18 protein-coding genes are annotated in these 19,642 nt (G+C 69.2%); 11 read left to right on the forward strand and 7 right to left on the reverse strand.

Going from position 1 to position 19,642, the window contains the following annotated elements:
* Positions 1-7: 7 nt before the first annotated feature.
* Positions 8-1,762, reverse strand: coding sequence for a thiamine pyrophosphate-dependent enzyme (locus QHF84_RS26920; RefSeq protein WP_281316295.1), 1,755 nt, complete (start codon positions 1,760-1,762; stop codon positions 8-10).
* 159 nt (positions 1,763-1,921) lie between these two features.
* Between QHF84_RS26920 and QHF84_RS26925 the strand changes: the two genes are divergently transcribed.
* From QHF84_RS26925 to QHF84_RS26935, 3 genes are all read left to right on the forward strand, one after another.
* Positions 1,922-2,452 carry a hypothetical protein gene (locus QHF84_RS26925; RefSeq protein ID WP_281316296.1) on the forward strand — a complete coding sequence of 177 codons (531 nt, stop codon included), beginning with the start codon at positions 1,922-1,924 and terminating at the stop codon, positions 2,450-2,452.
* Positions 2,453-2,795: 343 nt separating this feature from the next.
* On the forward strand, positions 2,796-2,993 hold the full coding sequence (locus tag QHF84_RS26930) for a ferredoxin (protein ID WP_281316297.1): 198 nt from the start codon (positions 2,796-2,798) through the stop codon (positions 2,991-2,993).
* Positions 2,990-4,192: an FAD-dependent oxidoreductase gene (locus QHF84_RS26935; protein ID WP_281316298.1), complete on the forward strand. Its 1,203-nt coding sequence runs from the start codon at positions 2,990-2,992 to the stop codon at positions 4,190-4,192. Before QHF84_RS26930 ends, QHF84_RS26935 begins: the two co-directional genes overlap by 4 nt.
* A gap of 3 nt (positions 4,193-4,195) precedes the next feature.
* On the opposite strand, the gene QHF84_RS26940 is transcribed toward QHF84_RS26935, so the two are convergent.
* The gene (locus QHF84_RS26940; RefSeq protein ID WP_281316299.1) at positions 4,196-4,681 is read right to left on the reverse strand and encodes a hypothetical protein; all 486 of its coding nucleotides are present in this window, start codon (positions 4,679-4,681) and stop codon (positions 4,196-4,198) included.
* An 82-nt stretch (positions 4,682-4,763) separates the two neighbouring features.
* Between QHF84_RS26940 and QHF84_RS26945 the strand changes: the two genes are divergently transcribed.
* Positions 4,764-5,858 carry a LysM domain-containing protein gene (locus tag QHF84_RS26945; protein WP_281316300.1) on the forward strand — a complete coding sequence of 365 codons (1,095 nt, stop codon included), beginning with the start codon at positions 4,764-4,766 and terminating at the stop codon, positions 5,856-5,858.
* A gap of 25 nt (positions 5,859-5,883) precedes the next feature.
* Here the strand turns inward: QHF84_RS26945 and QHF84_RS26950 are convergent, their stop codons facing one another.
* A complete protein-coding gene (locus tag QHF84_RS26950) occupies positions 5,884-6,672 on the reverse strand; it encodes an endonuclease/exonuclease/phosphatase family protein (protein ID WP_281316301.1) in 789 nt (262 codons plus the stop codon).
* A 265-nt stretch (positions 6,673-6,937) separates the two neighbouring features.
* Here QHF84_RS26950 and QHF84_RS26955 point away from each other — a divergent pair, with 265 nt between their 5' ends.
* Together QHF84_RS26955 and QHF84_RS26960 are read left to right on the forward strand one after the other, a co-directional pair.
* Positions 6,938-7,339: a hypothetical protein gene (locus tag QHF84_RS26955; RefSeq protein ID WP_281316302.1), complete on the forward strand. Its 402-nt coding sequence runs from the start codon at positions 6,938-6,940 to the stop codon at positions 7,337-7,339.
* Positions 7,336-7,530 carry a hypothetical protein gene (locus tag QHF84_RS26960; protein ID WP_281316303.1) on the forward strand — a complete coding sequence of 65 codons (195 nt, stop codon included), beginning with the start codon at positions 7,336-7,338 and terminating at the stop codon, positions 7,528-7,530. The genes QHF84_RS26955 and QHF84_RS26960 overlap by 4 nt, the downstream gene beginning before the upstream one ends.
* A gap of 5 nt (positions 7,531-7,535) precedes the next feature.
* Here the strand turns inward: QHF84_RS26960 and QHF84_RS26965 are convergent, their stop codons facing one another.
* A complete protein-coding gene (locus QHF84_RS26965) occupies positions 7,536-8,408 on the reverse strand; it encodes a radical SAM protein (protein WP_281316304.1) in 873 nt (290 codons plus the stop codon).
* 155 nt (positions 8,409-8,563) lie between these two features.
* On the opposite strand from QHF84_RS26965, the gene QHF84_RS26970 reads away from it, so the two are divergent.
* On the forward strand, positions 8,564-9,478 hold the full coding sequence (locus QHF84_RS26970; RefSeq protein ID WP_281316305.1) for an EamA family transporter: 915 nt from the start codon (positions 8,564-8,566) through the stop codon (positions 9,476-9,478).
* A gap of 6 nt (positions 9,479-9,484) precedes the next feature.
* Here the strand turns inward: QHF84_RS26970 and QHF84_RS26975 are convergent, their stop codons facing one another.
* Positions 9,485-10,750 carry a sigma-54 dependent transcriptional regulator gene (locus tag QHF84_RS26975; protein ID WP_281316306.1) on the reverse strand — a complete coding sequence of 422 codons (1,266 nt, stop codon included), beginning with the start codon at positions 10,748-10,750 and terminating at the stop codon, positions 9,485-9,487.
* Positions 10,747-12,084 (reverse strand): ATP-binding protein, encoded by a 1,338-nt coding sequence (locus QHF84_RS26980; RefSeq protein ID WP_281316307.1) that lies wholly within the window; start codon positions 12,082-12,084, stop codon positions 10,747-10,749. Before QHF84_RS26980 ends, QHF84_RS26975 begins: the two co-directional genes overlap by 4 nt.
* 170 nt (positions 12,085-12,254) lie before the next feature.
* Here QHF84_RS26980 and QHF84_RS26985 point away from each other — a divergent pair, with 170 nt between their 5' ends.
* The 4 genes from QHF84_RS26985 to QHF84_RS27000 are packed head-to-tail and all read left to right on the forward strand — an operon-like array spanning position 12,255 to position 18,690.
* Positions 12,255-13,571: a TolC family protein gene (locus QHF84_RS26985; protein ID WP_281316308.1), complete on the forward strand. Its 1,317-nt coding sequence runs from the start codon at positions 12,255-12,257 to the stop codon at positions 13,569-13,571.
* Entirely contained in the window at positions 13,568-14,830 is a 1,263-nt protein-coding gene (locus tag QHF84_RS26990) for an efflux RND transporter periplasmic adaptor subunit (RefSeq protein WP_281316309.1), read from the forward strand. Before QHF84_RS26985 ends, QHF84_RS26990 begins: the two co-directional genes overlap by 4 nt.
* Entirely contained in the window at positions 14,827-17,892 is a 3,066-nt protein-coding gene (locus QHF84_RS26995) for an efflux RND transporter permease subunit (RefSeq protein WP_281316310.1), read from the forward strand. Before QHF84_RS26990 ends, QHF84_RS26995 begins: the two co-directional genes overlap by 4 nt.
* A gap of 36 nt (positions 17,893-17,928) precedes the next feature.
* A complete protein-coding gene (locus QHF84_RS27000; RefSeq protein ID WP_281316311.1) occupies positions 17,929-18,690 on the forward strand; it encodes a hypothetical protein in 762 nt (253 codons plus the stop codon).
* Positions 18,691-18,760: 70 nt separating this feature from the next.
* Here the strand turns inward: QHF84_RS27000 and QHF84_RS27005 are convergent, their stop codons facing one another.
* Positions 18,761-19,468, reverse strand: a complete 708-nt coding sequence (locus QHF84_RS27005) for a hemerythrin domain-containing protein (protein ID WP_281316312.1) — start codon at positions 19,466-19,468, stop codon at positions 18,761-18,763.
* Between the last annotated feature and the right edge of the window lie 174 nt (positions 19,469-19,642).

Consider the following 19,642-nt stretch of genomic DNA (forward strand, 5'->3'; position numbering starts at 1 on the left):
CACCTCTTCAGAACAGGTGCCGGATCTTGCTGCGGAACAACGTGAGGGCGATACGCATCCGGTTCGGCTGCCCGCGCGCCAGAGATTCGGCCACGTGTACGGCCTGCTTGGGCTTGATGCTCGGCGGCATGGGCGGCTCGAAGGGATCCACGATCGCCTCGACGAGCGCGGGCCCCTCGGCACGGAATGCCGCGGCGAGCGCACGGTCGACTTCCTCCGGCCTTTCGCATCGCACGCCGAGACCACCACACGCTTCGGCGAACTTCACGAAATCGATGGGCTGAAGCTCGCAGCCGTATTCGGGGTTGCCGAGGAAGACCATCTGCTCCCATTTGATCTGCCCGAGGGTGTTGTTCTTGATGACGATGACGCGGATCGGGAGCTTGTGCTTCACGGCCGTGACGAACTCGGCCATCAGCATGGAAAAACCCCCGTCTCCGACGAACGCCACGACCTGGCGTTTGGGATAGGCCGCCTGCGCGGCGATCGCGTACGGGAGGCCCGGCGCCATCGTCGCGAGCAGGCCCGAGCAGGAGAACATCTGGCCGCGGCGAATCCGGATGTTGCGCGCGGCCCACGTGGTGATCGTGCCGCTGTCCGTCGTGAGGATCGCGTCGTCGGCGAGGTATTCGTTCAGCTTGCCCGCCACGACCTGGGGCTTCATCGGCACGTCCGTGCGTCCCTCGCGATCCCGGATGAGCTCCCACCATTCTCGCATGCGGAACTGCGCGAACTCGAGGAACGAGCGATCCTCGCGCGGGCGCAGCAGCGGGAGCAGCGCCCGGAGCGTGGCCTTCGCGTCGCCGGCGAGCCCGACCTCGACCGGGTAACGCAGGCCGATGCGGCTCGGATCCATGTCGATCTGCACGGCGCGGGCCTGTCCCGGGTCGGGTAGGTATTCGAGGTACGGGAAATTGGTCCCGACGAGGAGCAGGCTGTCGCATTCGCTCATGGCCATCTCGGAGGGGCGCGTGCCGAGCAGACCGAGGCCGCCGGTCGTGAACGGAGATTCGTCGGGCACGACCGCCTTGCCGAGCAGCGCTTTGACGATGGGCGCGCCGAGTCGATCCGCGAGCACCTCGAGCTCCTCCCCGGCGCCGAGCGCGCCCCGCCCCGCGAGGATCACGGTCTTTTTCCCGTGGTTCAGCAGATCCGCCGCCTTGCCGAGCAGCTCCTGCGTCGGGACGCGGATCGGCGGCGTCCATATCGAGGACGTGTGTCCCGGGACCTTTCGCGACGACCTCGGGTCCTCGTCGCATTTCTCTTCCTGCAGGTCGACCGGGAAATTGATGTGCGCGACGCCCCGCTCCGCGAGCGCGGTCCGGCACCCCGTATCCACGAGCGCGCGGACCTGACCTGCGCCGGTGACCATCTGGTTGTACACCGCGACGTCCTTGAAGAGCGAGAGCAAATCGACCTCTTGCTGATACTGGGTGCCCATGAGGTCGTGGTAGGTTTGTCCGGTGATTGCGAGGACGGACGCCCGGTCGAGCTTCGCGTCGTAGAGACCATTCAAGAGGTGGATGGCGCCGGGCCCGCTGGTCGCGAGGCAGACGCCGAGCTTCCCCGTGAACTTCGCGTGGGCGCAGGCCATGAATGCGGCCGCCTCCTCGTGCCGCACCTGGAGGAAGCGGATTCGCTCCTGCCGCACCCGCAGCGCCTCCATCAGCCCGTTGATCCCGTCGCCGGGCAAGCCGAAAACCGTGTCCACACCCCATTCGAGGAGTCGGTCGATCAGGATTTGCGCGGCGGTCTTCGCCATGGCGTGGCTCCCGTTCGTTCGTTTGCGCCGCCCGCAGACGCGCCGGTGCGTCCGGCGCTCTCGTTCGTGGCGTGCGAGGCGCGTCCTGCCGCTGCAATCCACATACCTCCGGTCACGGCACGGGCGCTGCACGGAGGGGCTCGCGAGGGAGGAGGCGACATGCGAGACGATGCGATCTCCCACGTGACGGCGGGTGTGGTGGGCGGCGCCGTCGGGACGGCGCTGATGCAAAGAGGCATGAAGGCGAGCCAAAGGCTCCCGGAGCGCCTCCGGCCGCCGGCGGTGCGCAAAGACCCGGGCGAATTCATGGTCTCGAAGCTCGAAGAGCTCCGCGGCCGACCTCTGCCGCGCGCGCTTCGCGACGTCGTCGCGCAAGGACTGCACTGGGGTTATGGCGTGACAGGCGGGGTCGTGCTCGGGCTCGCGACGAGCAGGCGTCACATTCCGACCCTCCCGTCCGCGTTGCTCGCGGGGGCCACGATGGGAACGGCGATCTGGGCCGTCGGTTATGCCGGCTGGTTGCCGGCGACCAAGCTGACGCCGCCGCTCGGCCGGCAGGGGGCGCGTCATGTCGCCGTGTCGGTCCTCGGGCACGTGGTGTTCGGAATCGTCGCCGCCGCCCCGATTTTCCTCCTGGACCGAAAAGCGGAGCCGGGCTGGAAGCGCGTTTTGCGGCGGCTCGCGGGTTGAATCCCATTCCTCGAGAAAGGGTGATGTGAGCGACGAGGGGCGCGCGGGACGGGTCCAAGCCCTCGCTCGGCTCGAGTCGCTTGACTTCTTCAGTCATGTGCCTTAAACCCTCGTGTGCAGGTCTTGATGTGCACGGACGTCCGCGGGCAGGTGTTGGGCTGGTCAGCGGCGGGTGGCCGAATTTTCTGGTATCTTGGTGATGGATCATGGGCGGCCCGAGGATCAGGCAGACGCACGGAAACGAGACGCGCGAGGGGCTCGTGGATGCGATTGTCGGGTTATGGCTCGCGCCGGTCTCCGTGCCGGGTAGATAGCAAGAGCTTATTCAGGAGAGGAGAATGACATGCGCGTGGTCGTGGATCTCGAAAAGTGCTGCGGGGCAGGGCAGTGCGTGCTGCTCGCGCCGAAGGTGTTCGACCAGCGGGACGACGGAATCGTGATCCTGCTCGACGCATCGCCGCCGAAGGAGCTCCACGCTGCCGTGCGCGAAGCCGCGACCGTGTGCCCCGGCGCCGCCATTACGCTGGAAGAAGGCCAATGACGACCCCGTCGAGCGTGCTCGTCGTCGGCGCCTCGGCTGCCGGCCTGTCCGTCGCGGAGGCGCTGCGGCGCGAGGGATTCGCGGGCCGGGTGACGCTGCTCGGCGCCGAGCGGCACTTGCCTTACGATCGACCGCCGCTTTCGAAAAAGGTGCTGTCCGGCGCCTTCAAACCCGAGCAAACGCTTCTCCGCCCCGAGAGCGCGCTCGCGAAGCTCGATGTCGAGTTCGTCCTCGGTGACCCCGCCATTCGCCTCGATGCCGCCGCGCGTGAGGTCACGACCGCCTCGGGACGCAGCTTGCGCGCGGACGTCATCGTGCTGGCCACGGGCCTCGAGGTGCGTCGGCTGCCGGGACAGGAGGCATGGGCGGGCGTGCACGTGCTGCGCACCGTGGACGATACGCTCGCGCTGCGCGCGGATTTGCTCACGGGGCCACGCGTGGTCGTCGCGGGCGACGGCGTGCTCGGCACGGAGATCGCCGCGACCGCGCGTGGCATGGGGCTCGAGGTCACGGTGGTCGGCCCGCAATCGGCGCCGCTCGCGAGCCAGCTCGGATTGCAGGTCGGCGGGTATCTGGCGAAATTGCACACGGATCAGGGCGTCGCGCTTCGTCTTGGCATCGGCGTGCAGGAACTCTGCGGCGCAGAGGGACGGGTCACCGGCGTGCGTCTGGCGAACGGCGAGGTGTTGCCCGCGGACGTGGTCGTGGTCGCGATTGGCTCACGCCCGGCGATTGGATGGCTCGCGGGCAGTGGGCTCACGCTGGCCGATGGGATCGTCTGTGATTCGCGGTGTCAGGCGGCGGCGGGCATTTACGCCGTCGGCGACGTGGCGTGGTGGCACCACGAGGGGCTCGGAACGGGGGTGCGGCTGGAGAACCGGACCAATGCCGTCGAGCAGGCCATGGCGGTGGCGGCCAACATCCTCGGAAAGGATCGGCCCTACACGCCGGTGCCGTATTTCTGGACCGATCAATACGATGCCAAGATCCAGGTGCACGGCTTCGTGCCTGCCGACGCGGAGGTGGCGATCGTGGAAGGCGATCCTGCGCTTCGGCAGTTCGTCGCGCTTTATGGGAGCCGCGGGAAGGTCACCGGTGTCCTCGGGTGGAACATGGTGAAGCAAACCCGGCAGCACCGGCAGCACGTGGTGGATGGGACGGCGTGGGACGCCGTGCGGGCGCTCGCCGTCCCGCAATGAGCGTCAAAGCGCCTCGATGAGGCTCACCTGCCAGAGCGCGCAGGACTCGCGTTTGCCGCCGGCCGGCGCGCGTCCGCCGGTGATCCGCACCTTCGCGCCCACGCCGACGACCTTGCCGTCACTCGTGTGCAGCTTGAGATCCTTGTCCGTGAAGTTCTTCGGCAGCCGCTCGATCTTATTCTTGCCATCACCGACGGGCACGTCGGCGTTCACGCGTTTCCCCTTGTTGCCGGGCTCCGAGAAGAGGTCGAAGTCACACGTGTCGCTGCAGACCTTGAGCATGCTCCGAGGCGCGCCGACGTAGCCCTCGATCGCCACTTTCTTGGTGACGTTCAGGCCCTTTTCCATGGTGGGGTCGAACTCGGCGCTGCAGACGTTCTCGAACGTGACGGGCGTGCCGGGCTTGGGCTCCTCGCAGCCGCTGCCGAGGGCCGCGAGCAGGGCCGCTGTGACGAACCCGAGGGGAAAACGATTGGCGAAGGCTGTCATCGTGCGGCCGATGTTACCCAGAACCAAACGGACGGCCACATGTTTGTGCGCGCGCCCGCCGCCGTGCTAGGCAACGGATCCGATGCGGCGATTTTTCGTTTCGATGCTCGCCCTCGCGCTCGTGCCGCTGGCCACGGCCGCCGCCGCGCCGAAGGAGCCCAAAGCGGGGCTCGCCTATTACGGGAGCCCGCGCACGCTCTCCCACGTGGCCGCGAAGTTCGGGATTCCGGTCGACGAGATCGCGCGCCTGAACGGCATCAAGGACAAGGACCATTTCCATCGGTACGGCCTCGTCCTGCCGGACGTCCCCTCGACACGGAAGCTCCCGCGTTACGTGCCCTGGACGCCGGCGCGGCAACGCGTGGGCTGTCCGGTCACGTCGTGGAAGCTCGTCGCGGCCCAGGAAAAGGGCTGCACGGAGGCCTATTGCGGAACGGGCCCCGGAGGTGGGCGCATGTGCCTGTGCCGGGACGACCAGGCGGAGACGACGATTTCTCTCGCCACGAACGGGAAAACCCTCCGCTTGCCCGCGAGCATTTCCATGTGGAATCCGTGGGGATCGAGCTTCGTGGACGTGACGTCCGCCGACCTCGACGGCGACGGCTCGCCCGAGGTGATGCTCTCGACGCTGGGGGCCGTGTCGAACGGGCTCGGCGAGGAATATCGTGAATTCATCGTCGTCCGCGACGGCAGGGAATGGTTCCGCTACGACAGCGGCATGTTCACCGCGAAAACGGCGCTCGTTCGTGTGGGGAAGGAGTGCCACCTCGCTTCGGCCCACTGGGAAGAAGTGACCCATCCCTTGAAGGGCCCGGCGCTTTACCTCGTGGAGCGCACGTTCGACCCGACGAACCTTCGTGTCGATCGCGAGATCGTGGGCATTCGCGCCGGCGAAGGCCAGATGTACGAGCTTCCGTTCGACCCGCTCGCCCCACGCACCCTGCCCACGCAGTCCGGCACGGTGGTCGCGGTCTCGCGCGTCGACGTCGGCACGACCATCACGATTCGCACGGCCTCGGGGAAGAAGACCTTGCCGGACGCCCGCTTTGGCGATGCGAGTACGGGGCGCGTGCTCCCCTATGGCTTCCTTCCGAGCAAGGCCTCGGTGGGGAAGGGGAAGGTGCTCTTCGGGCGCTCGCACGATACCGACATCGTGTGGCTGCAGGGTTCGAAGTAACGTCAGGCCGTCTCTTGGTCGTTCCTCAATCGGCGATGGGCGTGAAGTCGACCGTCAATGGTAGGTGGTCCGACGGCTCGCTCGCGGACGGCATCACGGTATCGCGGCCGAGCCTTGGCAGGACGCCGGGGCGCGGATCGAGCCGGCCTGCGGAATGGAGGAGGTAGTCGATTTTGCGCGGGCGGCCGTTGATCGCGGTCGTGTCCCACGGGCGTTGCGCGCGGCAGCTCTCGGCGAGGCCACGCTCGTAGGCCGCGGCGAGCACCGGGCTCTGCGAGGTCGCATTGAAGTCCCCGGCGACGAGCCAAGTGACATCGGCGGGGGCCGCGGCGCGATGGGCGAGCAATTCGAGCATCTGGCGGCGCCCGAGGTGCTCGTCGATCGGCGTGCTGTCGGGCTGCCAGGTCAGGTGGGTCGTCGCGACGTGGAGCGGACGGGCATCGACGGTGAGGCACGCGATCAGCGCGAGATCGTCGTCACCGGGCCGGTGCGCGGCGAAGTGCAGGACGTCGTGGCCGTGCCACGTGAAGACCGTGCGACGCGCGAACAGGGCCGAACCCTCACGGCGGCCCTCCCGCTGCGCGTAGGCGCTCGCGTGGGTCGGGTCGAGGCGGGCGCAGAGCGCCTCGTACTGATCGGGCTCGACCTCCTGCAGGCACAGGAGGTCGGAGCCGAGCGCATCGATGCGCGCGAGGAGCCGTGCGCGGCGGGAGGTGGGCTCGAGCGCATCGGGCGGCGAGTCCCGGTAGCGATCGCGCCGCACGTAACACTGGGCGAGTACGTTGTAGGTCGTGGCGGAAAAGGTCGTCGTCATCGAGCGACACCGTAAAATCTCCCGCGCGGCGTCGCCAGGACACGATTCCGGACATGGCCCGCGGGGGGGCGGGCCCGAGGTCGTGCTGTCGTCGGGCCACGCCGGCCGTCAGACCAGATCGATCTCGAGTAACACGCCGTCGGGCCGTTCTTGCATGCGCGTAGTATGCCGATCGTGTACGTCCGCGTCGACTTTCGCGAGCGACGCCGAGGGTTCGACGCGCGGCGCGACTCGTGCGACGCTTCGGCACTCGGGTGTGACGACGATGAAGCGGCTTGCATGGTTTCTCCTGGCGATGGCTCCCCTCGTCGTGGTCCCCGCGGCGTTCACCGCGGTCCTCGCCACGGGATCGCCCGTTTTCCGCGCCGCGATTCCGATCGAGGCGCACGCAAGGGATCACTGCACGTGGTATTGCCACAACCACGGTTGCTCCCACGCGCCCAAGCTCCCGCGAGCGCTCGCGGGCGATGACGGCTTGTACGGCGATACGATTGCCGGGCTCAAAGCCGCGGGGAAGGCTGTCGTGCCCGGCGCGCCTCACGTGGGCTACGGCGTCGTGAACCTCGTGGTGTTTTGCGTCGTGTGGCCCGGGATCATGTACGCGCTTTATCTCGGGGCGCTTTGGCAGCGGCGCAAGATCCTCGCGCTCCGGCGAGGTGCGTCGTGATGGAGATCGGGATCGCCATTTACGCCGCCTGCGTGGACTTCATGATCCGCGCGGCCGCGCTCGCCGGGGCGACGTACCGCGACGCGAATGCGTTCATGTTCTTCGTGCTCTGGCCCGCTGTGACGGTCGTGCTGGTCGCGATCGTGGCATGGCAAGCCGTCGTGTTGCGGCGGCTCGGGCGTCGCCGATGAAATGTTCAAAGCCCGCGCGTATGCTCGGGCCGGAGCTGGATCCGGCCCGAGAGCGCGGCGTCGATGACGTCGAGGATCCGCGCGCGATCCTGCGGGAGGCGTCCTCCGATGGGCAGGTAGTTCGAGGCGTGGTTCGTCCGGAAAAGCGCATTCGTGGGCGCGGCCTCGGCGACGAAGGTGCGCAGCTCGCGGAGCAGGCCATGTACGTCCGGTAAAACGAAGCGGCCTCGGCGTTCCAAGGTGGCGAGGGGTGTGTCGGGGACGACCGTCAGCGTGAGCGCCGCGAGGTATTCGGGATCCATCGCGGTCGCGAGGCGGGCCGACGCGCTCGCGTGCTCGACCGTGCGTTCGGTGCCGCCCGCGCCGAGGAGGAAGATCGCCGAGGTCTTCATGCCCGCAGCGCGGGCGCGGCGCGCGGCCTCCACGTGCTCGTCGAACGAGGAGCCCTTGGCGATTCGCTTGAGCACGAGGTCGTCGCCGGATTCGGGGCCGATGTAAAGCAGGGCGAGGCCACGCTCGCGCAAGGTGCGGAGCTCGTCCGTGGTTTTCTCCAGCAGATTGGTCGCCATCGCGTAGCAGCTCACCTGCCGGAGGTTCGGAAAGGCGCGGCGGCAAGAGTCGAGAAGGGGGAGCCAATGGTCGAGGGGCATGACGAGCGCATCCCCGTCGGCGACGAAGACTTTTTCCACGTGGTCGCCGAAGGCCGCCCCCGCGGAGGTGATGTCTTGCAAGGTCTCGGCGAGGTCGCGGATGCGAAACGTCTTGTCCCGGTACATGTCGCAGTACGTGCACTTGTTCCAGGAGCAGCCGATCGTGGCCTGCAAGATGTACGAGTGCGCCTCGCTGGGCGGACGGTAGAGCTTGCCTTCGTAGCGCATCGTCGCGCGGAGCCTACACGAGCCGCGAGGGGGAGGCCAGCGGACGGCCTACCGACCCGCCGCGAACGTGATATCGTCCGCCCGATGCCTCACGCCCCGCGGCGGCGATCCCTTGCAGCACCAACCATCTGCGCCGCGGGCCGCGAACGGAGACGATGTCCTCCCGCAACGCCACCGCGACCGGCTTCTCGGCCATCCTCCTCTGGTCTTTGCTCGCCCTCTTCACCGCGGCGTCGGGCAAAGTTCCCCCATTCCAGCTCGCCGCCATGACGTTTCTCGTGGGCGGCCTCGCGGGCGTCGCGACCTGGATCCCGCGGCCGCACGCGATTCGATCGCTCCGGCAACCGCCCATCGTCTGGGCCCTCGGCACGGGCGGCCTCTTCGGGTATCACGCCCTCTATTTCGCGGCTTTGCGCTGGTCGCCGCCCGCCGAGTCCGGCCTCATCAATTACCTCTGGCCCCTGCTCATCGTGCTCTTCTCGTCATTTTTGCCCGGCGAGCGATTACGCGCGGCTCATGTCGGCGGGGCGCTGCTCGGCTTCGGGGGGATCCTCGTGCTTTTCCTGGGCCGCGGCGCCCTCGACGCCCGCGCCGAGCACCTGCCGGGGTATGCCTGCGCGTTCGCGGCAGCCTTCGTCTGGGCAGGTTATTCCGTCCTCTCGCGGCGCTTCGGCGAGGTCCCGACCGACGCCGTGGCGGGCTTTTGCCTCGCGACCTCCGCCCTGAGCTTCCTCGGTCATCTCGCATTCGAAACGACCGTTTGGCCCGAAAACACCACACAATGGCTCGCGCTCCTTTCGCTCGGCATCGGTCCGGTCGGGATCGCGTTTTATGTGTGGGATATCGGCGTGAAGCGCGGGGACATCCGGCTGCTCGGGGTGGCTTCGTATGCCGCGCCGGTCTTGTCGACCGCGATCCTCGTCCTCGCCGGCCATGCGGAGCCGAGCGTCACGCTCGCCGTCTCCTGCGGGCTGATCGTCGCGGGCGCGCTGGTCGCGACGATCGGGACGAAGCGCCCCGATCCAGACGAGAGCGGGAAGGGCACGGACGCGAATCCCATCACCCCGTAGAGCAGCCTACTTTCCCGACGGCGTCCCCGATCGTTTTTCCGAAAAACCGTGCTCCTCGAGCTTCGCATAAAGCTGCGGGCGTGGAATGCCGAGGAGCTTGGCCGCCAGGGTGCGGTTGCCGTCGGCGCGCTGGAGCGCGGACGCGAGCAGATCGCGCTCCAGGCGCGCCACGGCCTCGCGCAGCGGTAGGCCGAGGTAACGGTTCGTCGGCTCGGTCGGGGAGGCCGGCGTCGCGAGCTCGGGCGGGAGCGCGCCTTCGTCGATGACCTCGCCGTGGCACATCTCCGCCGCGCGACGGACCACGAGGAAAAGCTCGCGTACGTTGCCCGGCCAGTCGTGGCGCACGAGCGCGGCCATCGCCTCCTCGGAGATCGCGCGCGCCCGCGTCCCCATGATCGCCCGCGAGACGAGCAGCGGCACGTCGCTCCGGCGCTCGCGGAGCGGGGGAACCGCGATTTCGAGGACCGCGAGCTGATAATAAAGCTCGGCAATCAGAGGGACCTCGAGCGAGCCCGGCGCGAGTCGCACCAGCGTGATGACCCGGACCGGCGGAGATTCGGAGAGCCACGTGGCAAACGCGCCTTGCGCCGCCGGCGTGAGTTCCCCCGCGCCGTCGACGAGGAGGGTCCCGCCCGCGCGCGCGCCCGCGAAGAGGCCTCGCAGCTCGGCGGCGTCCGTCGACGGATCGACACGCACCACGACGAGCGGTTCGCCGGCGCGGCTCGAATACTCGTGGATCGCGCGGGCCACGAGCTCCTTGCCGGCACCGGGCTCGCCCTTGACGAGCACCGGGGCCTGCGAGCCGGCGGCGCGGCCGATGAGCTTCCAGACCGCGTGCATGGCCGCGCTCCGCCCCACGAGCGGGGTGCTCTCCGCGTGCGCGGCAGCGGCCGCCGGAGGCGTGTGCCGTTGCTTGATCGCGCGCGCCACGGTGGCGACGAGCCGCTGCAGATCGAAGGGTTTCGTCAGGTAATCGAAGGCGCCATCGCGCATCGCCTCGATGGTGCGTTCGCCGTCGTCGTACGCCGTGGCCACGATCACCGGCAGATCACGGTGTTTGCCCGTCCGAAGCTCGCGGAGTAGCTCCAGGCCGCTGCCGTCTTTCAGGCGGATGTCGACCAGGGCGCAGTCGAACGTGTTCGGCTCCTCGAGCCGTGTCCGCGCCTCGGCCAGGCTCGCGGCGGCCACGGTCGTGTGACCCACGCGCGCGAGGGCCGTCGCGAGCCCGAGCCGGATGCCTTTTTCATCGTCCACGATGAGCACGGTGCTCATGCAGCGCCTCCTTCGGCCGGAACCGAGAGCTCGAACCGCGTGACGCCACCCTCGCGCTGGTACGAGAGCCGCCCGCCGCTCGCGACCGCGATGGCCCGCGACACCGCGAGGCCGAGCCCCGTGCCCTCGGGTTTGGTCGTGAAAAACGGCTCGAAAAGCTCGGAGACACGATCCTCGGGGACGCCGGGTCCGTCGTCCTCGACCGTCAGCACCGACAGGCCCTCGCGCCGCTCGATCCGCACGCGCACCTCGGCGCCCGGGGGCGACGCCTCGACCCCGTTCTTGACGAGGTTGTCCACGGCGCGCGCGCAGGCGTCGGGGTCGACGACGGCGCGCGCGCGGCCGGTCACGGCAAGGGTGACGCCGCGCTCCTTCGCCCAGGTCGCGAGGAGCCCGAGCCGCCTTTCGACCACGTCCCGGAGCTCCGTGTCCACGCGCCGGCCGATCCGGCGACCGCTGACGACGAGGAAATCCGTGAGGAGGCGATCGAGCCGCGTGATCTCCTCGTCCACCGCGTCGAGCTCCAGAGCGACGTCGGTCGGCACGCCCTCGGAGGTGCGCGCCATGTCGACGCGCAGCTTGATCGACGCGAGCGGGTTTTTGACTTCGTGCGCGACGCCGGCGACGACGCGGCCGAGCGCGGCCAGCCGCTCCTTGCGGCCGAGCTCCTCGGCGAGCCGCTCGCGCTCGCGTTCGGTCGCCGCGAGGCTCGCTGCGAGGCTCGCCACGCCCTCGGCCACGCTCGACAGCTCGGCGATCGCGGGACGTGGCACCTCGGCCGTGAGATCCTCCTCCAGCGCCGCGAGCGAACGCTTGAGCCCGCGCGCCCCGCGTGTCGCGGCGATCACGGTGCCGAGCGCGATCACGCCGAGCAGCACGGTCGCCGCCGTGAGCAGGCCCGCGATGAGGCGCCAGGTGGCGACGAGCTTCGACATCGACACGGTGTACGCGGCCCAGAGCAAGCGGCCGTCCGCGCGCCGCCGCGCCCCGAGGAAAAGCGTGCCCTCGTCGACGTCGAGTGATCCGACCTCGGCCCGATCCAGCTTTGCGACCGCCGCGAGCGTGGAGAGCGCGCGATCGGCCTCGCTGGAGATGCCCGAGCGGATCGGGATCGGCCCTCCCGGAACGGCCGGATCCACGGCCGTGCCGCCGCGTAGCCCGAGCACGGTGAAGCGCGCGGGGCCGCCGGCTTCGTCGGGCTCCTCGGCCCAGCGCGCGAGCTCGCGTTGCACGAGGTCGCGGCCCCGCTCGAGGCGCTGCTCGCTCGACATGCGGATGAGCCGGTTCACCGACACCACCGAGACCCCGAACACGAGCGAGGCGAGGATCGTCACCGCTCCGAGCAGCCACCTCAACGAAACACGCGGGAGCCTCATCTGGCCCGCGAAGGATGTCCCGAATCCTGACAGGTGTCATCGCCCGTGACGAAGCAGGCCGCGGCCTCGATCGGGCCGAGCCTCGGCCCTCGGAGAGGCGGTAGAGGGGGAGGGCGAGGAGACGCTCGATGACGGTCCGAAGGTCGTTTTTCCCCACGCTACTCGTCTCGCTTCTCTTGCTCTTTCCCCACGACGCGCGCGCCGGATCGCTCACGCTCGAACAGGCCGTCCGGCAGGCGCTTTCGAACCACGAGCGCGCCGGCAAGGCGCCTCTCCGTGTGAAGGCCGCCGAAGGCCAGCTCGATCGCGCGCGCTCGGCGTTCCTGCCGAGCCTCTCCGCGGGCGCGAACGCCACGCTCCGCGGGACCGAGGATCGAATCGGCCGCCAGCTCTTCGGCACGGGCACCGTCACGTTGACGCAGCCCATCCTGAACCCGTCCGCGATCCCGCAGTACACGCAAACGCGGCGCCAGCTCGCGGCCGAGCGCTGGGGCGCGGTCGAGGATCGGCGCAGCCTCGCCTTCGACACGGCGCGCGCGTTCCTCGTCGTGCTCACGCGCGAGCGCGTGCTCGAAGCCGCGACGCGCAGGCTCGAACGGGCCCGCGCCAACCAGCAAAACGCCGATGCGCGCGCGCAGGCGGGGCTCGCGAGCACGAACGACGTGACGCGCGCGCTCCTGGAGACCGCCGCGGCCGCGCGGGAAGTGGCGCAGGCCGAGGGCAACGTCGCCACGGCTTATCTGGAGCTCGGGTTTCTCGTGGGGACCCCCGTCACGGGGCCGCTCTCGGCGCCGGATCGCACGACACGCGCCGCGGAGAGCGGCGGCGTGCGGGCCGAGGACGAGGTCCGGCAAGCCGAGGCGCGAAGGCCCGATCTCCGCGCCGCCGAGGAGCGCACCGCGGCCCTTCGCGCGTCGGCCCAGGAGCCGCTCTATCGCCTCGCGCCCACGCTCACGCTCTCGGCGCAGGTGCGCTTCAACCCCGCGCCCGCCCCGCCCGACACGACCCACGACGAGACGCTGCAACTGAACCTCACGTGGCCCATCTTCGACGCGGGCGCTCGTTACGGCGATCGCAAGACGCGCGTCGCGCAGGCCGAGAGCCAGGCCCTCGACGAGCGGCAACTCCGGCGGTCCGTGGCGACCGACATCGGCATCGCGCGGGCCACGCTCGAGGCCGCGCGCGAGAGCTACCGCATCGCCGAGGAGGCCGTCGCGGCCGCGCGGAAAAACACGGCCGAGACGGAGATCCTCTACCAGCAGGGGCTCGCGCGGGCGATCGAGCTCGTCGACGCGAACGCCCGCCGCTTCGACGCCGAGGTCTCCCTCGCCACGGCAAAACTCGCGATGGAACAGGCCTACCTGGAGCTGCGCTTCGCGCGGGGCCTCGGGCCCACCGACGAAGACACCGAACGCACCGCCGCGACGAACGGAGGTGAGCCATGAAGCTTCCGCGTGTGCTCCTGATCCTTTGCCTGCCGCTCGCCGTGGCCTGCAAAGGCAAACCGACCGAAGGCGGCGCCGCCGGCGGAGCCAAGCCCGGCCGCGAGAGCGGTGGCGGCCTCGCGTTCGCCGCCGACGTCATGCCCGTCGAGGCCAAGAAGGTCACTTACACGGTGAACGCGCCGGGCACGATCGAGGCCTTCGAGCGGGTCCAGGTCACGGCGCGCGTGGCCGGCGTCGTCGATCGCGTGGCCTTCACCGAGGGCCAGGAGGTCAAAAAGGGCGACGTCCTCGTGGTCATCGACTCGGAGCGTTACCAGCTCGCGGTGAACGGCGCGAAGGCGGCGCTCGCGAAGACGGAGGCCGCGGTCCGGGACATGGAGGCCATGGTGGCGCGGCGCGAGGGCGCGAGCGGCATGAACCCCGGCCTCATCCCGGGCGAAGAGCTCGAGAGCTACAAGAGCAAGGTCCTCACCGCCAAGGCCGATCGCGACATCGCGTTCCAGGCGCTCCGCACCGCGCAGCTCAACCTCCGCGACTCGTCCGTGCGCGCGCCCATGGCCGGCGCGATCCAGACGCGCACCGTCGAGACGGGGCAATACGTGCAGGCCGGGTACGTGATGGCCACGCTCCTCCAGAGCGAGCCGCTCCTTCTGCGCTTCGAGGTCGAGCCGCTCGAAGCGCCGCGCCTGAAGGTCGGCATGACCGCGACGTTCACGATGCGCGAGACGCTGCGGAAGTTCTCCGCGAAGATCACGCTCATCGCCGCGGCCGCGGACCCGACGACGCACATGGTCCCGGTCACGGGCGAGGTCGTCGACGACGGGCACAAGTACTGGCTGCGCCCCGGCTCGTTCTGCGACGTCGCCGTCGACATCGGCGCGCAACGCGAGGCCGTCACGATCCCGCGGCTCGCCGCGCGCGCCACGGATCACGGCTACGTCGCGTACGTCGTGGAAAACGGCGTCGCCAAGGAGCGCGTGCTCGCGCTCGGGATGAGCACGCAGGACGGCTGGGTCGAGGTCCGCTCCGGCCTCGCCGCGGGCGACATCCTCGTCGTGCGCGGCGCCGAAGCGCTGACCGACGGCGCCAAGGTCAAGCCCACGACCATCACGCCCGAAGCGCTCCTCACGGCCACCGCCCCGAGCGCCAAGCCAAAGGCTTCGAGCGCGCCGCCCCCGGCCGATCCTGCCTCGGGGGATCCTCTGCCGAGCCCGCCTCCGACGCCGACGGGATCGGCCAGCGCGGGGGTGCGACCGTGAACCTCACCGACGTCTCCATCAAGAACCCGGTCTTCGCCTGGATGCTCATGGCGTGCACGATCCTCTTCGGCATCGTCGCGGCCACGCGCATCGGCATCAGCCAGTACCCGGACGTCGACTACCCCAACATCAGCGTCAACCTCTCCTGGCCCGGCGCGTCGCCCTCCGCCGTCGAGCGCGAGATCATCGAGCCGCTCGAACAGGCCCTCGCGCAGGTCGAGGGCGTGAAGGAGATCTCGTCGCAGTCGCGCCAGGGATCGGCGCGGATCACGGCGAGCTTCGACATCTCGCGCAACGTCGACCTCGCGCTCCAGGACGTGCAGGCCAAGGTCGCGCAGGCCCAGCGGCAGCTCCCGCGCGACGTGCCTGCGGCCACCGTCTCCAAGTCGAACCCCGACGACACGCCGATCGTCACCGTGGGCGTCTCCGGCCCGTTCTCGCGCCAGCTCCTCGCCGACGTCGCGCGTTACCAGGTCCAGGAAAAACTCCAGACCGTGCCGGGCGTCGGTCAGATCACGCTGAACGGCTACCTCGATCGCAACATCCGCATCTGGCTCGACACGAGCCGCCTCGCGGAGAAGGGCGTCGTCGCGAGCGACGTCATCGACGGCATTCGCCGCGAGCACGTCGAGGTCCCCGGCGGCCAGCTCGAAGCGGGCGGCCGTCAGCTCAACGTCCGCCTCCTCGGCGAGGCGCTCGACGTCGAGGCGCTGCGCAAGCTCGTGGTGCGGCACGTGAACGGCACGCCCGTCTACCTCGAAGACGTCGCCGTCGTGGAGGACGGCTTCGAGGACGTCAACTCCGTCGCGCGGCTCGACGGCATCCCGCTTCAGGCGCTCGGCGTGCTCAAGCAACGCGGCACGAACGCCGTCGCCGTGGCGAGCGCGGTGCGCGAAAAGGTCGCGGAGATCCAGCGCAGCTTGCCCGAGGGGATGAAGGTCGAGGTCCTCTTCGACACGACGACGTTCATCGAGGAGTCCGTGCACGAGATCGAGATCGAGCTCGGCCTCGCGCTCGTGCTCACGGCGCTCGTCTGCTGGCTCTTCCTCGGCTCGCTCTCCAGCACCGTCAACGTGATCCTGGCGATCCCGATGTCGTTGCTCGGCACCGTGGCGGTCGTCTACTTCCTCGGCTTCACGCTGAACACGTTCACCCTGCTCGGCCTCTCGCTCGCCGTCGGGCTCGTCGTCGACGACGCCGTGATGGTCATGGAGAACATCTACCGGCACGCCGAGATGGGCAAGGCACGCGAAAAGGCCGCGGCCGACGGCACCAAGGAGATCACGTTCGCCGCGCTCGCGGCCACGGTCGCCGTCATCGCGATCTTCCTGCCGGTCGTGTTCATGGACGGCGTCATCGGCCGGTTCTTTTTTCAGTTCGGCGTGACGCTCTCGGTCGCCGTGATGCTCTCGTACTTCGAGGCGATCACGCTCGCGCCTGCCCGCTGCGCGCAGATCCTCGACACCTCGCGCGAGGGCCGGAGCGCCGTCGGCAAGGCCATGGATCGCGGCTTCTCCGCGCTCGAACACGCCTATGGCCGCGTGCTCGGCAAGGCGCTCGACAACCCCTGGAAGGTGCTCCTCGGCGCCGCAGTCCTCTTCGGCGTCACGGCGTTCGTCGTCCCGCGGCTCGGCACCGAGTTCGTCCCCGCGCAGGATCAGAGCCGCCTCGACGTCCGCATCCAGACGGAGACCGGGACCAGCGTCCAGGCCGCGGCGCCGCTCCTGCAAACAGCCGAGCAAAAGCTCGCGGCGCGGCCCGAGGTCACGCGTGTCCTCACGACGCTCTCCGCTTCGCGCGGCGTGATGAGCTTGACCCTCGTCCCGCCGAGCGAACGCAAGCTCTCGGCGCAGGAGCTCGCGGCCGAGATCCGGCGCGATTTGCGCGGGATCGCCGGCATCCGCGCGTCCGTGCAGGATCCCTCGCAGCAGAGCTTCGGCGCGCAGCGCGGGTATCCGGTGGACTTCACGGTGCGCGGCGCGGACTGGGACACGCTCGTCACGGCGGCGATGCAGCTCAAGAACGACCTCGAAAAGAGCGGCGTCGTGACGGACCTGACGACCGACTACCAGATCGGCGCGCCCGAGGTGCAGATCGTGCCGGATCGCCGCCGCGCCACGGATCTCGGCGTCCCGGTGAGCGACCTGGCGAACACGGTGAGCGCGCTCGTCGGCGGCAACATCGTCGGCAAGTTTTCCACCGGCGGCCGCCGCGTCGACATCCGCGTGCGCCTCCTCGCCACGCAACGCTCACGCCCCGAGGACCTCGGCGAGATCCGGGTGCGGGCGCAAAATGGGACCACGATCCCGCTCTCGCTCGTCGTTTCTCAAAATGAGACGGCCGTCCTGCAATCGATCAACCGCGTCGATCGGGAGCGGGCGATCCGGATCTCCGGAAACGCGGCGCCGGGGCATTCGCAGATCGAAGCGATGAACATGGTGAAGGATCTCTCGAAATCGCTGCCGCTCGGCTACCGGACGGTGGCCGGCGGGCAGGCGTCGCAGTTCGACGAGACCACGGGCGGCCTCGTCTTCGCGCTCATCATCGGGATCCTCGTCGCGTACATGGTGCTCGCGAGCCAGTTCAATTCCTTCCTGCACCCCGTCACGGTGCTGACGATTCTACCGCTCGCGCTCTCGGGCGCGGCGCTCGGCCTGCTCGTCACGGGGAAAACGCTGAACATCTTCAGCATGATCGGCGTGCTCTTGCTGATGGGGATCGTCAAGAAAAACTCGATCCTGCTCGTGGAATACGCCAATCAAGTGCGCGAGCACGAGGGGCTATCCGCGCACGAGGCGATGCGCAAGGCGGGGCCGCTCCGGCTGCGGCCGATCCTGATGACCACGATCGCGACGATGATGGCCGCGGTTCCGGCCGTCCTCGGCATCGGGCCGGGGACGGAGACGCGGAGCCCGATGGCGGTGGTGGTGCTCGGCGGGCTCACGGTGTCGACGCTGCTCAGCTTGCTCGTGGTGCCGGCGTTTTATCGGGTCGCGGACGACATCAAGGAGAAGCTGCGTCCGAAAGCCGCGCCGGCCCGGGTGGGGCAGACGTCAGGTTGAACGCTCCTGCCCAACTGTGGTGACATGGGCACCGCGATGCCTTACCGAACCCCTCCTCCCCGGCACACCGAGGTGTCTCGCCCCGACCACAAGGTCCGCCCGTGGCTCGCGCTGGTCGCCTTGCTCTTCGTGGCCAGCGTGATGCTCGGCGTGATCGCGGTGCTCGATCTCGCGGGGGACTCGTTCATCGTGGGGCTGGCCGCGGTGGGGAGCGGCGCGGCGGCGATGAACCTCCTGTTCGGGAACGTGCTCGGCGGCGTGGGAGCGGCGCCCTGTCCCTCGTGCGGGGCCGCGCTCCACGGCCTCGATTGCCGCGCACGCTTCGAGGGCATCCTTTGCCGACAGTGCGGCCAGTTCGTCGAGGGCAAGGGCGGTCGCGTGTGGCTGACGGACGAGCACGCCATCGCCGACACCCCGCTCTTCGGAGCCGCGCTGCCGAAGAGGTTCAGGTGGCCTGCGGGCTGCGTCGTCTGCGGCGAGCCGGTCACCCAGCACTTGCCGATTCACATCAGGAAGCGCGACGTGGCGGAGACGGCCGTGAACACCGCGATCGGCATGGCCATGGCGAGCGTCGTCGGCTTCGGGGTCATCGCGGATTCGGGGACCGTGGTCGCGCTGGCGGTGCCTCATTGCGGCAAGCACGACGACGGCGCGAGCCTCGCCCTCGGCGGCCCGACGGAGTTTTTGATCCTGTTCCGGTCGTACGCCTATCAGCGCATGTTCTGCCGAGAAAACAAGGTCTCTGTCCTGGAATCTCCAGCTACCGGGCGCTCGAGGGCGTCGCGCCGCGCGCGCTGACACGCCTCGCGCTCGTCCGAGAGCGCGCCCGCCACGGCCTTCCTCGAGCCGGTTTGCCGGAGCGCAGGGCTCACGGCAGTCGCGGCGTGAAGATGGCCAGATCGTAAATGCCGAGGGCTTGCTCCATCCTGGCCACGTCGGCGACGGTGTCCTCGAATCCATGTTCGCCGAAGAGCGCGTGCTCGCGGTCCTCGAATACCTCGCCGAGCGCTTCGTATTCGTCCTTCGTGACGATCGTTCGGAATGCGGGAAACAGCACGGTGTCCTCGCGCGCCTCGTGCGGCCGGTACATCCGGACGAACTGCCGCAGCACCGTCACGAGCCTCACGCGATCGGCCTCTTTCGACGCGGTGAGCCGCCGGACCTCGTCCGTCAGGCGGCGCCCCGCCTCGTGCTGGCTCCGAAGCACGCTCACGAGCTCGACGAGCTTGCCCGCCTGCACGAATCGGGGGAAGAGGTGCTCCTCTTCGAGCTTCTCGTGATACTCCTCGATGAAGCGCCGCAGGAGCCCGGCCGCGCTCGCGAGGACGTCCATCGGCATCTCCTCCTTCGATTCGAGGCGGCGCGCGGATTCGTCGTACACGAGCAAGACCCGGTTCAGGACGCCGTGCTCGCGCATCAGGTCCTCCGCCGGGGATATGTCCGGCTCCTCTTTGACCTCTTTCCGCCCCCCGGCGTGCTGAGCTGCGATCGAGGCGGACGCCCCGACGAGCAGGCCCGCGCCCAGAGCTCCGGCGGATCGAAGAAACGTCCGGCGCAGGCGATTTCCACGATCCATGACCGACACCTCCTGCTTTCGTGTGCCCGCGAATCCGATCGATATCGAGATGCGGCCGCGGCGAGGCACGGTCAAGGCCAGCGGGGGCTACGGCGTCCGAGCAGGATTTCCACGTTGATCCAATCTGTGCCACGCCTGGCGCCCATGCCGCGCCTCCCGACGCGTATCGCCCCC

Origin of the sequence: Polyangium sp. y55x31, assembly GCF_029946505.1 — a bacterium.
Lineage (GTDB): Bacteria > Myxococcota_A > Polyangia > Polyangiales > Polyangiaceae > Polyangium.